Genomic DNA, 14,348 nt, shown 5'->3' with positions numbered 1-14,348 from the left:
TTGGTTGTGCCGTCCCCGACGACACAACAACAAGTCATGCCTGATGACCATAGCGAGTCGGTACCACCCCTTCCCATCCCGAACAGGACCGTGAAACGACTCCACGCCGATGATAGTGCGGATCACCCGTGTGAAAGTAGGTAATCGTCAGGCTCCTCATGCTCAAAACAAAAACCCCACCCCACAAAGGTGGGGTTTTTGCGTTTCGTCATACCTATAAGTAAGAGCGTCGTGCTCGGGTCGTAAGAAACGCTTGACAAGGGCGTGTTGTTACCCCATAATCGATAGTTCTCTGCGGAGGGGTGCCCGAGTGGCTAAAGGGGGCAGACTGTAAATCTGTTGGCTTACGCCTACGTTGGTTCGAATCCAACCTCCTCCACCAGAATTCAAGCGGTAAGGGAATCCAACCCTCGCGGGTGTAGCTCAATGGTAGAGCAGAAGCCTTCCAAGCTTATGACGAGGGTTCGATTCCCTTCACCCGCTCCAGTGTCGGTTAGCAGTGCCCATGTGGCTCAGTGGTAGAGCACTCCCTTGGTAAGGGAGAGGTCGGCAGTTCGATCCTGCCCATGGGCACCAGCAGTATTTGTCCAGTAAGTTGCGCGCGGCGCAAGGTGCGAAAATCCTGTTAGGAGTCGAAAATGGCCAAAGGTAAATTCGAGCGGACCAAGCCGCACGTGAACGTCGGTACGATCGGTCACGTTGACCACGGCAAGACCACGCTGACGGCAGCGATCACCACGGTGCTGACCAAGAAGTTCGGCGGCGAAGCGAAGGCATACGACCAGATCGACGCGGCACCGGAAGAAAAGGCGCGCGGCATCACGATCAACACCGCGCACGTCGAGTACGAAACGGCTAACCGCCACTACGCACACGTCGACTGCCCGGGCCACGCCGACTACGTGAAGAACATGATCACGGGCGCCGCGCAGATGGACGGCGCAATTCTGGTGTGCTCGGCCGCTGACGGCCCGATGCCGCAAACGCGCGAGCACATCCTGCTGGCCCGTCAGGTCGGCGTGCCGTACATCATCGTGTTCCTGAACAAGTGCGACATGGTCGACGACGCCGAGCTGCTCGAGCTGGTCGAAATGGAAGTGCGCGAGCTTCTCTCGAAGTACGACTTCCCGGGCGACGACACGCCGATCGTGAAGGGTTCGGCCAAGCTGGCGCTGGAAGGCGACACGGGCGAGCTGGGCGAAGTGGCGATCATGAGCCTGGCCGACGCGCTGGACACGTACATCCCGACGCCGGAACGCGCGGTTGACGGTTCGTTCCTGATGCCGGTGGAAGACGTGTTCTCGATCTCGGGTCGCGGCACGGTGGTGACGGGCCGTATCGAGCGTGGCGTGGTGAAGGTTGGCGAGGAAATCGAAATCGTCGGTATCAAGACGACGGTGAAGACGACCTGCACGGGCGTGGAAATGTTCCGCAAACTGCTCGACCAGGGTCAGGCAGGCGACAACGTCGGTATCCTGCTGCGTGGCACGAAGCGTGAAGACGTGGAGCGTGGCCAGGTTCTGGCCAAGCCGGGTTCGATCACGCCGCACACGCACTTCACGGCTGAAGTGTACGTGCTGAGCAAGGACGAAGGCGGCCGCCACACGCCGTTCTTCAACAACTACCGTCCGCAGTTCTACTTCCGTACGACGGACGTGACGGGCTCGATCGAGCTGCCGAAGGACAAGGAAATGGTGATGCCGGGCGACAACGTGTCGATCACGGTCAAGCTGATCGCCCCGATCGCCATGGAAGAAGGTCTGCGTTTCGCTATCCGTGAAGGCGGTCGTACCGTCGGCGCCGGTGTCGTGGCGAAGATTATCGAGTAAGAGCCAGAAATCTTCTCGGTAGTTTGTGGTTTCGGAGTCGTCGGCTTTCGGCGACTCCAAATGGTTTAGGGGTATAGCTCAACTGGCAGAGCGTCGGTCTCCAAAACCGAAGGTTGGGGGTTCGATTCCCTCTGCCCCTGCCAAATTCTTGCGCCTCGTGGCGCTGTGTTTAAGGTGTTATGGCGAATCCTTCCGTCGAAACTGTAAATACTTCCGGCGACAAGTTGATGTTGGTGGCTGGCGTATTGTTGGTCTTGGCCGGGTTCGTGGGTTTCTTCTGGCTTTCTGGCCAAGAATGGTACTTCCGCGGAGCGGCCCTTGTTGTCGGCGTCATCGCGGGTGTCGCGGTCGGTCTTTTCTCTGCGCCGGGGAAAGGGTTCATCGCCTTTGCCAAGGACTCGTACAAGGAAGTCCGCAAGGTCGTGTGGCCTACTCGCAAAGAGGCTACGCAAACAACCTTGGTGGTCTTCGCGTTTGTACTGATCATGGCCATATTCCTTTGGCTTAGCGACAAGTCAATCGAATGGGTGATTTTCTCGGCGATTCTGGGATGGAAATGATATGAGCGATACTCCGACATCCCCGAGCGGAAAGCGTTGGTACGTGGTGCACGCCTACTCCGGCATGGAGAAGAGCGTGCAACGTGCGCTTCAGGAGCGCATCGATCGGGCAGGTATGCAGGACCAGTTTGGCCAGATTCTGGTGCCGACTGAGGAAGTGGTAGAAGTCAAGGGTGGCCACAAGTCGGTCACCGAGCGTCGTTTCTTCCCGGGCTACGTCCTGGTCGAGATGGAAATGACGGACGAAACGTGGCATCTCGTCAAGAATACGGCGAAGGTCACAGGGTTCGTCGGCGGAGCGCGGAATCGGCCCAGCCCGATTTCGCCGCGTGAAGTCGAAAAGATCATGTCGCAGATGCAGGAAGGTGTCGAGAAGCCGCGGCCGAAGACGCTCTTCGAAGTAGGCGAAATGGTTCGGGTGAAGGAAGGTCCTTTCACCGACTTCAACGGCAACGTCGAGGAAGTCAACTACGAAAAGTCCAAGGTGCGTGTCTCAGTGACCATTTTTGGACGATCGACGCCAGTCGAACTCGAGTTCGGCCAGGTCGAGAAGACTTGAATCTGATTCTCGCGCGTGACCTCACGGTCATCGCGCGATTCGCGCTTACAGCCCGCGTCATGGCTGTTGAGGAGCGTCAGTAGGCATCAAGCCGAACGCGCGCTATCACTCACCGAACGCTCGCGCGTTCAGCAGAGGTTTTCAACATGGCAAAGAAAATCATCGGCTTTATCAAGCTGCAGATTCCTGCAGGTAAAGCCAACCCGTCGCCGCCGGTCGGTCCGGCACTGGGCCAGCGTGGCCTGAACATCATGGAGTTCTGCAAGGCGTTCAACGCGCAGACTCAAGGTATGGAGCCGGGTCTGCCGGTGCCGGTCGTCATCACGGCATTCGCGGACAAGAGCTTCACCTTCATCATGAAGACGCCGCCGGCTACTGTTCTGATCAAGAAGGCAGCGGCAGTGCAGAAGGGCTCGGCGAAGCCGCACACCGACAAGGTCGGCAACATCACCCGCGCTCAAGCGGAAGAAATCGCAAAGACGAAGATGCCGGATCTTACGGCAGCTGATCTGGACGCAGCCGTGCGCACGATCGCCGGCAGCGCGCGTTCGATGGGCATCACTGTGGAGGGCGTGTAAATGGCTAAGCTTTCTAAGCGCCTTCAGGCATTCGCAAGCAAGGTTGATCGTCAGAAGCTGTACGCGATCGACGACGCACTGGCTCTCGTGAAGGAATGCGCGAGCGCCAAGTTCGACGAGTCGATCGACGTCGCCGTGCAGCTCGGCATCGACGCGAAGAAGTCGGACCAGGTGGTTCGCGGTTCGGTCGTTCTGCCGGCCGGTACGGGCAAGTCGGTCCGCGTCGCGGTGTTCGCGCAGGGCGAAAAGGCCGAGCAGGCTCGCGCTGCTGGCGCTGACATCGTCGGCATGGAAGACCTGGCCGAGCAAGTCAAGGCCGGTAACCTGAATTTCGACATCGTGATCGCTTCGCCGGACACGATGCGTGTCGTCGGTACGCTGGGTCAGATCCTCGGCCCGCGCGGCCTGATGCCGAACCCGAAGGTCGGTACGGTCACGCCGGACGTGGCGCAAGCCGTCAAGAACGCAAAGGCTGGTCAAGTCCAGTTCCGCGTCGACAAGGCCGGTATCATCCATGGCACGATTGGTCGCGCGTCGTTCGAATCCGCGTCGCTGCGTCAGAACCTGGCTGCGCTGATCGAAGCGCTGCAAAAGGCGAAGCCGGCAACGAGCAAGGGTGTCTACCTGCGCAAGATCGCTGTGTCGAGCACGATGGGTGTCGGCGTTCGCGTGGATCAAGGCACGCTGGCGCAACAGTAAGAATGTCGAGCGCGATCGGACGATCGCGCTGATAAAGGGCTTTGGGCGGTCGCAGGATTGCAGTTCCGAATCGTGTGACCGGTTGTCAAAGACCGTTGGCGGTGATGCAGCAGGCAGGCATCGCCTTAATTCGAGCCAACGCAGATGGCGAACCCGAAACAGTTTTGCAGTGGTTGAAGTCGGTTGTCGATCGTCTAACAGGATGGTCACCGATCGATCGAGATACTCCTAACAGTCGGACGCCGTTTTGAACGTGGTGCACCAGGGTTTGTGGCCCGAATGCATCGAATCTGGAGGTTTAACCGTGCCACTGAACAAAGAAGATAAGCAGGCAGTTGTCGCTGAAGTCGCCGCGGAAGTCGCGAAGGCTCAGACGATGGTGCTCGCTGAGTATCGTGGGATCACGGTTGGCGATCTGACCAAGCTGCGCGCGAAAGCGCGTGAGCAACAGGTGTATCTCCGCGTGTTGAAGAACACGTTGGCGCGTCGCGCCGTCGAAGGTACCCCGTTCGCTCCGCTGGCTGAGCAGATGACCGGTCCTCTGATCTACGGCATCTCGGAAGATGCCATTGCCGCTGCCAAGGTCGTCAATGACTTCGGCAAGAGCAATGACAAGTTGATCATCAAGGCTGGTTCCTACGAAGGCAAGGTGATGGACAAGGCAGGCGTGCAAGCGCTGGCCAGCATCCCGAGCCGCGAAGAACTGCTCTCCAAGCTGCTGTTCGTCATGCAGGCACCTGTTTCCGGCTTTGCGCGCGCTCTCGCCGCGCTGGCTGAAAAGAAGCAGAGCGAAGCTGCGTAACGATCACGCTTGGGCGCTAGTCGCTTAAGTTAGGCAAAGCTAGATCGCTAGCTCGATCCGAATTCAATCTAGGAGTATTTCACATGGCAATCGCAAAAGAAGACATCCTCGAAGCCGTTGGCTCGATGTCCGTTCTGGAACTGAACGAGCTGGTCAAGGCGTTCGAAGAGAAGTTTGGCGTGTCGGCAGCTGCTGTTGCAGTCGCTGGCCCCGCAGGTGCTGGCGGCGGCGCTGCTGCTGCTGAAGAGCAAACCGAGTTCACCGTGAACCTGGTCGAAGTGGGCGCGAACAAGGTTTCCGTCATCAAGGCTGTTCGCGAACTGACGGGTCTCGGCCTGAAGGAAGCGAAGGACCTGGTCGACGGCGCACCGAAGCCTGTCAAGGAAGCAGTTCCGAAGGCAGCCGCTGAAGAAGCGAAGAAGAAGCTGGAAGAAGCTGGCGCGAAGGCTGAAATCAAGTAAGTTTCAGCGCGCTATGCGAAGGCTGGCGGTTTTTCACCGCCGGCCTTTTTGTGCTTTGTGGGGACGCAGTTTTCGTGCTTGCCAACAGGTACGAAAGTCCTCATAGAGGCCAAAGATGACGGTCGGATCGGCAGACTTTTCCGGCAGTTTTCTTTGTCTTCTGAAGCGACTGCAGAAGGCAAGTTTGGTCGGGTAGCGGGAAACACAGGCATCCGCTGCCGTCAGCCAGCGGTTGGTAGCGGCCAACCACCAAGCTTCTAGATTCGCGCGTCCTCCCCGGACAGCTGCGCGGGTCTCAGTCGGTGAACACCGGGCGGTGACGCCGAGGTATCCCGCCTCGGCAACGCCCGCCGTGATTCGGAGATCGTATGCAATATTCCTTCACCGAGAAGAAGCGTATTCGCAAGAGTTTCGCGAAGCGCCCCATCGTTCACCAAGTTCCCTTCTTGCTGGCAACCCAGCTTGAATCATTCCAGACGTTTCTGCAAGCGGATACGTCCTCGTCGCAGCGCAAGGCAGAAGGCTTGCAGGCTGCGTTCAGCTCTGTTTTCCCGATCGTTTCGCACAACGGTTTCGCGCGGCTCGAATTCGTCAGCTACATGCTGTCGCCGCCCGCATTCAACATCAAGGAATGCCAGCAGCGCGGCCTGACGTACTGCTCGGCCCTGCGCGCGAAAGTGCGCCTGGTTCTGCTCGACAAGGAATCCCCGAGCAAGCCGGTCGTCAAGGAAGTGAAGGAGCAGGAAGTCTACATGGGCGAAATTCCGCTCATGACGCCGACCGGCTCGTTCGTCATCAACGGTACCGAGCGCGTGATCGTGTCGCAGCTCCACCGTTCGCCTGGCGTGTTCTTCGAGCACGACAAGGGCAAGACGCACAGCTCCGGCAAGCTGCTGTTCTCGGCACGCATCATCCCTTACCGTGGTTCGTGGCTCGACTTCGAATTCGATCCGAAGGACGTGCTGTACTTCCGCGTCGACCGTCGCCGCAAGATGCCGGTCACGATCCTGCTGAAGGCCATCGGCCTGTCGCCGGAACAGATCCTCGCGAACTTCTTCGTGTTCGACAACTTCCAGTTGATGAGCGAAGGCGCGCAAATGGAATTCGTTCCCGAGCGCCTGCGCGGTGAAGTCGCGCGCTTCGACATCCAGGATCGCGAAGGCAGCGTCATCGTCACGAAGGACAAGCGGATCAACGCGAAGCACATTCGCGACCTCGAAAACGCCAAGACGAAGTTCATCTCGGTGCCCGAGGACTATCTGCTCGGCCGCGTGCTGGCGAAGAACGTGATCGATCCGGAAACGGGCGAAGTGATCGCGAACGCCAACGAGGAAATCACCGAGACGGTGCTCGAGAAGCTGCGCGAAGCGAAGGTCAAGGACATCCAGACGCTCTACACGAACGACCTGGACCAAGGCCCGTACATCTCGTCGACGCTGCGTATCGACGAAACCGCCGACCGCATGGCCGCGCGCATCGCGATCTACCGCATGATGCGTCCGGGCGAGCCGCCGACCGAAGAAGCGGTCGAGGCGCTGTTCAACCGTCTGTTCTACAGCGAAGACGCGTACGACCTGTCGAAGGTCGGCCGCATGAAGTTCAACCGCCGCGTGGGCCGCGATGAAATCATCGGCCCGATGACGCTGCAGGACGACGACATCCTCGCGACCATCAAGATTCTCGTCGAGCTGCGCAACGGCAAGGGCGAAGTGGACGATATCGACCACTTGGGCAATCGTCGCGTGCGTTGCGTCGGCGAACTCGCGGAGAACCAGTTCCGCGCGGGTCTCGTGCGTGTCGAGCGCGCCGTGAAGGAACGTCTCGGCCAGGCAGAAAGCGAAAACCTGATGCCGCACGACCTGATCAACTCGAAGCCGATTTCGTCGGCGATTCGCGAGTTCTTCGGTTCGTCGCAGCTGTCGCAGTTCATGGACCAGACCAACCCGCTCTCGGAAATCACGCACAAGCGCCGTGTTTCCGCACTGGGCCCGGGCGGTCTGACGCGTGAGCGCGCAGGCTTCGAAGTCCGCGACGTGCACCCCACGCACTATGGCCGCGTGTGCCCGATCGAAACGCCGGAAGGTCCGAACATCGGCCTGATCAACTCGCTCGCGCTGTACGCGCACCTGAACGAATACGGCTTCCTCGAAACGCCGTATCGCAAGGTCACGGACAGCAAGGTGACGGATCAGATCGACTATCTGTCGGCGATCGAAGAAGGTCGTTACGTGATCGCCCAGGCGAACGCCGCGGTGGCCGAAGACGGCACGCTGACCGACGAACTCGTGTCGTCGCGTGAAGCCGGCGAAACGCTGATGGTCACGCCGGACCGCATCCAGTACATGGACGTGGCGCCGTCGCAGATCGTGTCGGTGGCGGCATCGCTGATTCCGTTCCTCGAGCACGATGACGCGAACCGCGCGTTGATGGGTTCGAACATGCAGCGTCAGGCCGTGCCTTGCCTGCGTCCGGAAAAGCCGGTCGTCGGTACGGGCATCGAGCGCACGGTGGCGGTCGACTCGGGTACGACGGTCCAGGCACTGCGTGGCGGCGTGGTGGATTACGTCGACGCGGGCCGTATCGTGATCCGCGTGAACGACGATGAAGCCGTCGCCGGCGACGTCGGCGTGGACATCTACAACCTGATCAAGTACACGCGTTCGAACCAGAACACGAACATCAACCAGCGTCCGATCGCGAAGGTCGGCGACAAGGTGGCGCGCGGCGACGTGCTGGCCGACGGCGCCTCGACCGATCTGGGCGAGCTCGCGCTCGGCCAGAACATGCTGGTCGCGTTCATGCCGTGGAACGGCTACAACTTCGAAGACTCGATCCTGATCTCGGAAAAGGTCGTCGCGGATGACCGTTACACGTCGATCCACATCGAAGAACTGAACGTCGTTGCACGCGACACGAAGCTCGGACCGGAAGAAATCACGCGCGACATCTCGAACCTGGCCGAAGTGCAGCTTGGCCGTCTCGACGAGTCGGGCATCGTGTACATCGGCGCGGAAGTCGAAGCAGGCGACGTGCTGGTCGGCAAGGTCACGCCGAAGGGCGAGACCCAACTGACGCCGGAAGAAAAGCTGCTGCGCGCGATCTTCGGCGAGAAGGCCTCGGACGTGAAGGACACGTCGCTGCGCGTGCCGTCGGGCATGAGCGGCACGGTGATCGACGTGCAGGTGTTCACGCGCGAAGGCATCACGCGTGACAAGCGCGCGCAACAGATCATCGACGATGAACTGAAGCGCTATCGCCTCGATTTGAACGACCAGCTGCGCATCGTGGAAGGCGACGCGTTCTCGCGTCTCGCCCGCATGCTGAACGGCAAGGTCGCGAACGGTGGTCCGAAGAAGCTCGCGAAGGGCACGAAGATCGACCTCGCGTACCTCGAAGATCTCGACCACTACCACTGGTTCGACATCCGCCTCGCGGACGAAGACGCAGCGGCACAGCTGGAAGCGATCAAGGACTCGATCGAGCAGAAGCGTCACCAGTTCGACCTCGCGTTCGAAGAGAAGCGCAAGAAGCTCACGCAAGGCGACGAACTGCCGCCGGGCGTGCTGAAGATGGTCAAGGTCTATCTCGCCGTGAAGCGTCGCCTGCAGCCGGGCGACAAGATGGCGGGCCGTCACGGCAACAAGGGTGTCGTGTCGAAGATCGTGCCGATCGAAGACATGCCGTACATGGCCGATGGCCGTCCGGCAGACGTGGTGCTGAATCCGCTCGGCGTGCCGTCGCGGATGAACGTGGGTCAGATTCTCGAAGTGCATCTGGGCTGGGCCGCGAAGGGTCTGGGCTGGCGTATCGGCGAGATGATGCAGCGTCAGGCGAAGATCGAAGAGATGCGTCAGTTCCTGACGAAGATCTACAACGAGTCGGGCCGCAAGGAAGAGCTGGAAAGCTTCTCCGACGACGAGATCCTCGAACTGGCGAAGAACCTGCGCGAAGGCGTGCCGTTCGCGACGCCGGTGTTCGACGGCGCCACGGAAGACGAAATGTCGCGCGCGCTGGATCTGGCTTACCCGGACGACATCGCCACGAACCTCGGCATGACGCCCTCGAAGAACCAGGTCACGCTGTACGACGGCCGCACGGGCGAAGCATTCGAGCGCACGGTCACGGTCGGTTACATGCACTACCTGAAGCTGCACCACTTGGTCGACGACAAGATGCACGCGCGTTCGACCGGTCCGTACTCGCTCGTCACGCAGCAGCCGCTGGGTGGTAAGGCGCAGTTCGGTGGCCAGCGCTTCGGTGAAATGGAAGTGTGGGCACTCGAGGCGTATGGCGCGTCGTACGTGCTGCAGGAAATGCTGACGGTCAAGTCGGACGACGTGACGGGCCGGACGAAGGTTTATGAGAACCTCGTCAAGGGCGATCACGTGATCGACGCGGGCATGCCGGAATCCTTCAACGTGTTGGTGAAGGAAATCCGCTCGCTCGGCATCGACATCGATCTCGACCGCAACTAATCGGACTACGGAGAGAAAGCAATGAAAGCTCTGCTCGATCTATTCAAGCAAGTCCAACAAGAAGAAGTTTTTGATGCGATCAAGATCGGCCTCGCGTCGCCCGACAAGATCCGCTCGTGGTCGTTCGGCGAAGTCAAGAAGCCGGAGACCATCAACTACCGCACCTTCAAGCCGGAACGGGATGGTCTGTTCTGCGCGAAGATCTTTGGTCCGATCAAGGACTACGAGTGCCTGTGCGGCAAGTACAAGCGCCTCAAGCATCGCGGCGTGATCTGCGAGAAGTGCGGCGTCGAAGTGACGCTGGCGAAGGTGCGTCGCGAACGGATGGGCCACATCGAACTGGCCTCGCCGGTCGCGCACATCTGGTTCCTGAAATCGCTGCCGTCGCGTCTGGGCATGGTGCTCGACATGACGCTGCGCGACATCGAACGCGTGCTGTACTTCGAAGCGTATGTGGTGATCGATCCGGGCATGACGCCGCTGAAAGCGCGGCAGATCATGACGGAAGAGGATTACTACAACAAGGTCGAGGAATACGGCGACGAATTCCGTGCCGAAATGGGCGCGGAAGGCGTGCGTGAGCTGCTGCGCGCGATCAACATCGACGAACAGGTCGAGATGCTGCGCACGGAACTGAAGAACACCGGTTCCGAAGCGAAGATCAAGAAGTACGCGAAGCGCCTCAAGGTGCTCGAGGCTTTCCAGCGTTCGGGCATCAAGCCGGACTGGATGGTCCTCGAAGTGCTGCCGGTGCTGCCGCCGGAACTGCGTCCGCTCGTGCCGCTGGACGGCGGCCGTTTCGCGACGTCGGACCTGAACGACCTGTATCGCCGCGTGATCAACCGTAACAACCGGTTGAAGCGTCTGCTCGAGCTGAAGGCGCCTGAAATCATCGTCCGCAACGAAAAGCGGATGCTGCAGGAAGCGGTCGACTCGCTGCTCGACAACGGCCGTCGCGGCAAGGCGATGACCGGCGCGAACAAGCGTCCGCTGAAGTCGCTCGCCGACATGATCAAGGGTAAGGGCGGTCGTTTCCGTCAGAACCTGTTGGGCAAGCGCGTCGACTACTCGGGCCGTTCGGTGATCGTGGTCGGCCCGACGCTCAAGCTGCATCAGTGCGGTCTGCCGAAGCTGATGGCGCTCGAACTGTTCAAGCCGTTCATCTTCAACAAGCTGGAAGTGATGGGCGTCGCGACGACCATCAAGGCTGCGAAGAAGGAAGTCGAGAACCAGACGCCGGTGGTGTGGGACATCCTCGAAGAGGTGATCCGCGAGCATCCGGTCATGCTGAACCGCGCGCCGACGCTGCACCGTCTGGGCATCCAGGCGTTCGAGCCGGTGCTGATCGAAGGCAAGGCCATCCAGTTGCATCCGCTCGTCTGCGCGGCGTTCAACGCCGACTTCGACGGTGACCAGATGGCCGTGCACGTGCCGCTGTCGCTGGAAGCGCAGATGGAAGCGCGCACGCTGATGCTGGCGTCGAACAACGTCCTGTTCCCGGCCAACGGCGATCCGTCGATCGTGCCGTCGCAGGATATCGTGCTCGGCCTGTACTACGCGTCGCGTGAAGCGATCAACGGCAAGGGCGAAGGCCTGACGTTCACGGACGTGTCGGAAGCCATCCGCGCGTACGAGAACAAGGAAGTCGAACTGGCTTCGCGCGTCAACGTGCGTATCACCGAAATGGTGGCAAACGAAGACACGAGCGAAGGCGCACCGAAGTTCGTGCCGAAGATCTCGCTGTACGCGACCACGGTCGGCCGTTCGATCCTGTCGGAAATCCTGCCGCCGGGCCTGCCGTTCACGGTGCTGAACAAGCCGCTGAAGAAGAAGCAGATTTCGCAGCTGATCAACACGGCATTCCGCAAGTGCGGTCTGCGCGAAACGGTGATCTTCGCCGACCAGCTGATGCAGATGGGCTTCCGGCTGGCCACGCGTGCCGGTATCTCGATCTGCGTGGACGACATGCTCGTGCCGCCGCAGAAAGAGACCATCGTCGGCGACGCCGCGAAGAAGGTGAAGGAATACGACCGTCAGTACATGTCGGGTCTCGTCACCGCGCAGGAACGCTACAACAACGTGGTCGACATCTGGTCGAACACGTCGGAAGCGGTCGGCAAGGCGATGATGGAGCAGCTCTCGACGGAACCGGTGGTCGATCGCGACGGCAAGGACACGCGTCAGGAATCGTTCAACTCGATCTACATGATGGCCGACTCGGGCGCGCGCGGTTCGGCGACGCAGATTCGTCAGCTGGCCGGTATGCGCGGCCTGATGGCGAAGCCGGACGGCTCCATTATCGAGACGCCGATTACCGCGAACTTCCGCGAAGGCTTGAACGTGTTGCAGTACTTCATCTCGACCCACGGTGCACGTAAGGGTCTGGCTGATACGGCACTGAAGACGGCGAATTCGGGTTACCTGACGCGTCGTCTGGTCGACGTGACGCAGGATCTGGTCGTGGTCGAAGACGATTGCGGCACCTCGAACGGCGTGGCCATGAAGGCGCTGGTCGAAGGCGGTGAAGTGGTTGAAGCGCTGCGTGACCGGATTCTCGGCCGCGTCGCGGTGGCGGACGTCGTCAATCCGGAAACGCAAGAGACGCTGTATGCATCGGGCGATCTGCTCGACGAAGACGCAGTGGAAGAAATCGAGCGCCTGGGTATCGACGAAGTGCGCGTGCGCACGCCGCTGACCTGCGAAACGCGTTATGGCCTGTGCGCCGCGTGCTACGGCCGCGACCTCGGCCGCGGTTCGCGCGTGAACGTCGGCGAGGCTGTCGGCGTGATCGCGGCACAGTCGATCGGCGAGCCGGGCACGCAGCTGACCATGCGTACGTTCCACATCGGTGGCGCGGCATCGCGTGCGGCGGTTGCTTCAACGGTGGAAGCGAAGTCGAACGGTACGGTGCGCTTCACGGCCACCATGCGTTACGTCACCAACGCGAAGGGCGAGCAGGTCGTCATTTCGCGTTCGGGCGAGGCGATCATCGCGGACGACCTCGGTCGCGAGCGTGAGCGTCACAAGATCCCGTACGGCGCAACGTTGCTGCAACTCGACGGCGCAACCATCAAGGCCGGTGCGCAACTGGCTCAATGGGACCCGCTGACGCGTCCGATCATCACCGAGTGGGGCGGTACGGTGAAGTTCGAGAACGTCGAGGAAGGCGTGACCGTGGCGAAGCAGATCGACGACGTGACCGGTCTTTCGACCCTGGTCGTGATCGACGTGAAGCGTCGCGGTTCGCAGGCTTCGAAGAGCGTGCGTCCGCAGGTGAAGCTGCTCGACGCGAACGGCGAGGAAGTGAAGATCCCGAACACCGAGCATTCGGTGCAGATCGGCTTCCAGGTCGGCGCACTGATCACCGTGAAGGATGGTCAGCAAGTGCAGGTTGGTGAAGTGCTGGCGCGTATCCCGGTTGAAGCGCAGAAGACGCGTGACATTACCGGTGGTCTGCCGCGCGTGGCCGAACTGTTCGAAGCGCGCTCGCCGAAGGACGCCGGCATTCTGGCGGAAGTCACGGGCACGACGTCGTTCGGCAAGGACACGAAGGGCAAGCAGCGTCTCGTCATCACGGACCTCGAGGGCAATCAGCACGAGTTCCTGATCGCGAAGGAAAAGCAGGTGCTGGTGCACGATGGTCAGGTCGTCAACAAGGGCGAAATGATCGTCGACGGTCCTGCCGATCCGCACGACATCCTGCGTCTGCAGGGTATCGAGGCGCTGTCGCGCTACATCGTGGACGAAGTGCAGGACGTGTACCGTCTGCAGGGCGTGAAGATCAACGACAAGCACATTGAAGTGATCGTGCGTCAGATGCTGCGTCGTGTGCAGATCGTCGACAACGGCGATACGCGCTTCATCCCGGGCGAGCAGGTCGAGCGTTCGGACATGCTGGACGAAAACGACAGCATGATCGCCGACGACAAGCGCCCGGCCACGTACGACAACGTGCTGCTCGGTATCACGAAGGCTTCTCTGTCGACCGATTCGTTCATCTCGGCGGCGTCGTTCCAGGAAACGACCCGCGTGCTGACCGAAGCGGCGATCATGGGCAAGCGTGATGACCTGCGCGGCCTGAAGGAAAACGTGATCGTCGGCCGTCTGATTCCGGCGGGTACGGGTCTCGCGTTCCACAAGGCGCGCCGTGCGAAGGAGTCGTCGGATCGCGAGCGTTTCGACCAGATCGCAGCCGAAGAGTCGTTCGACTTCGGCACGCCGGAAACCCCGGCGGCGGAACAGCAGCCGCATACCAACGAGTAAGCTGCTGGCTCGTTTGCTTCATGAAACCGCCCGGTTTGTGCCGGGCGGTTTTTTTTCGTCCTGCGATTCCTGCTGCCCTCGTCCATTCGGCCAGCGATGCCCGAACGGCGTCGATGCGCGGT

9 protein-coding genes, 4 tRNA genes and 1 rRNA gene are annotated in these 14,348 nt (G+C 60.6%); all 14 read left to right on the top strand.

Translation table 11 applies throughout. The features are described 5' to 3' along the window. The first annotated feature begins 39 nt into the window (after positions 1 to 39). The 14 genes from rrf to rpoC all read left to right on the top strand — a co-directional run bounded on the left by rrf (position 40) and on the right by rpoC (position 14,226). Positions 40 to 153: ribosomal RNA gene (gene rrf / locus QCE64_RS11895) — 5S ribosomal RNA — on the top strand. 143 nt (positions 154 to 296) lie between these two features. Further along, a tRNA-Tyr gene (locus QCE64_RS11890) sits at positions 297 to 382 on the top strand. A gap of 30 nt (positions 383 to 412) precedes the next feature. After that, positions 413 to 486, top strand: a tRNA-Gly gene (locus QCE64_RS11885). Between the two features lie 15 nt (positions 487 to 501). Then, positions 502 to 576 (top strand) — tRNA-Thr (locus QCE64_RS11880). A 62-nt stretch (positions 577 to 638) separates the two neighbouring features. After that, complete coding sequence (gene tuf / locus QCE64_RS11875; RefSeq protein ID WP_309918853.1) at positions 639 to 1,829, top strand: elongation factor Tu; 1,191 nt, start codon at positions 639 to 641, stop codon at positions 1,827 to 1,829. A 67-nt stretch (positions 1,830 to 1,896) separates the two neighbouring features. Further along, positions 1,897 to 1,972: transfer RNA gene (locus QCE64_RS11870), tRNA-Trp, on the top strand. A 36-nt stretch (positions 1,973 to 2,008) separates the two neighbouring features. Further along, entirely contained in the window at positions 2,009 to 2,389 is a 381-nt protein-coding gene (gene secE, locus QCE64_RS11865) for a preprotein translocase subunit SecE (protein WP_309918867.1), read from the top strand. Between the two features lies 1 nt (position 2,390). After that, positions 2,391 to 2,948 carry a transcription termination/antitermination protein NusG gene (gene nusG / locus QCE64_RS11860; RefSeq protein ID WP_050454953.1) on the top strand — a complete coding sequence of 186 codons (558 nt, stop codon included), beginning with the start codon at positions 2,391 to 2,393 and terminating at the stop codon, positions 2,946 to 2,948. A gap of 146 nt (positions 2,949 to 3,094) precedes the next feature. Next, positions 3,095 to 3,526: a 50S ribosomal protein L11 gene (gene rplK, locus QCE64_RS11855; RefSeq protein WP_061163555.1), complete on the top strand. Its 432-nt coding sequence runs from the start codon at positions 3,095 to 3,097 to the stop codon at positions 3,524 to 3,526. Then, positions 3,527 to 4,225 carry a 50S ribosomal protein L1 gene (rplA, locus tag QCE64_RS11850; protein ID WP_309918864.1) on the top strand — a complete coding sequence of 233 codons (699 nt, stop codon included), beginning with the start codon at positions 3,527 to 3,529 and terminating at the stop codon, positions 4,223 to 4,225. It begins immediately after the preceding gene. Between the two features lie 304 nt (positions 4,226 to 4,529). Beyond that, entirely contained in the window at positions 4,530 to 5,027 is a 498-nt protein-coding gene (rplJ, locus tag QCE64_RS11845) for a 50S ribosomal protein L10 (protein ID WP_309833617.1), read from the top strand. Positions 5,028 to 5,110: 83 nt separating this feature from the next. Then, positions 5,111 to 5,488, top strand: coding sequence for a 50S ribosomal protein L7/L12 (gene rplL, locus QCE64_RS11840; protein ID WP_094781735.1), 378 nt, complete (start codon positions 5,111 to 5,113; stop codon positions 5,486 to 5,488). Between the two features lie 368 nt (positions 5,489 to 5,856). Beyond that, complete coding sequence (gene rpoB / locus QCE64_RS11835; RefSeq protein WP_309931162.1) at positions 5,857 to 9,963, top strand: DNA-directed RNA polymerase subunit beta; 4,107 nt, start codon at positions 5,857 to 5,859, stop codon at positions 9,961 to 9,963. A 21-nt stretch (positions 9,964 to 9,984) separates the two neighbouring features. Further along, the gene (gene rpoC, locus QCE64_RS11830) at positions 9,985 to 14,226 is read left to right on the top strand and encodes a DNA-directed RNA polymerase subunit beta' (RefSeq protein ID WP_309918859.1); all 4,242 of its coding nucleotides are present in this window, start codon (positions 9,985 to 9,987) and stop codon (positions 14,224 to 14,226) included. Positions 14,227 to 14,348: the final 122 nt, after the last annotated feature.

The organism is Caballeronia sp. LZ043 (assembly GCF_031451075.1).
Taxonomy (GTDB): domain Bacteria; phylum Pseudomonadota; class Gammaproteobacteria; order Burkholderiales; family Burkholderiaceae; genus Caballeronia.
This window is presented reverse-complemented; position numbering and strand designations above follow the sequence as displayed.

Bases quoted from the DNA above. Each gene is read 5' to 3' on its own strand.
- tuf (WP_309918853.1), top strand. From the start codon at position 639: ATGGCCAAAGGTAAATTCGAGCGGACCAAGCCGCACGTGAACGTCGGT.
- secE (WP_309918867.1), top strand. From the start codon at position 2,009: ATGGCGAATCCTTCCGTCGAAACTGTAAATACTTCCGGCGACAAGTTG.
- nusG (WP_050454953.1), top strand. From the start codon at position 2,391: ATGAGCGATACTCCGACATCCCCGAGCGGAAAGCGTTGGTACGTGGTG.
- rplK (WP_061163555.1), top strand. From the start codon at position 3,095: ATGGCAAAGAAAATCATCGGCTTTATCAAGCTGCAGATTCCTGCAGGT.
- rplA (WP_309918864.1), top strand. From the start codon at position 3,527: ATGGCTAAGCTTTCTAAGCGCCTTCAGGCATTCGCAAGCAAGGTTGAT.
- rplL (WP_094781735.1), top strand. From the start codon at position 5,111: ATGGCAATCGCAAAAGAAGACATCCTCGAAGCCGTTGGCTCGATGTCC.
- rpoB (WP_309931162.1), top strand. From the start codon at position 5,857: ATGCAATATTCCTTCACCGAGAAGAAGCGTATTCGCAAGAGTTTCGCG.
- rpoC (WP_309918859.1), top strand. From the start codon at position 9,985: ATGAAAGCTCTGCTCGATCTATTCAAGCAAGTCCAACAAGAAGAAGTT.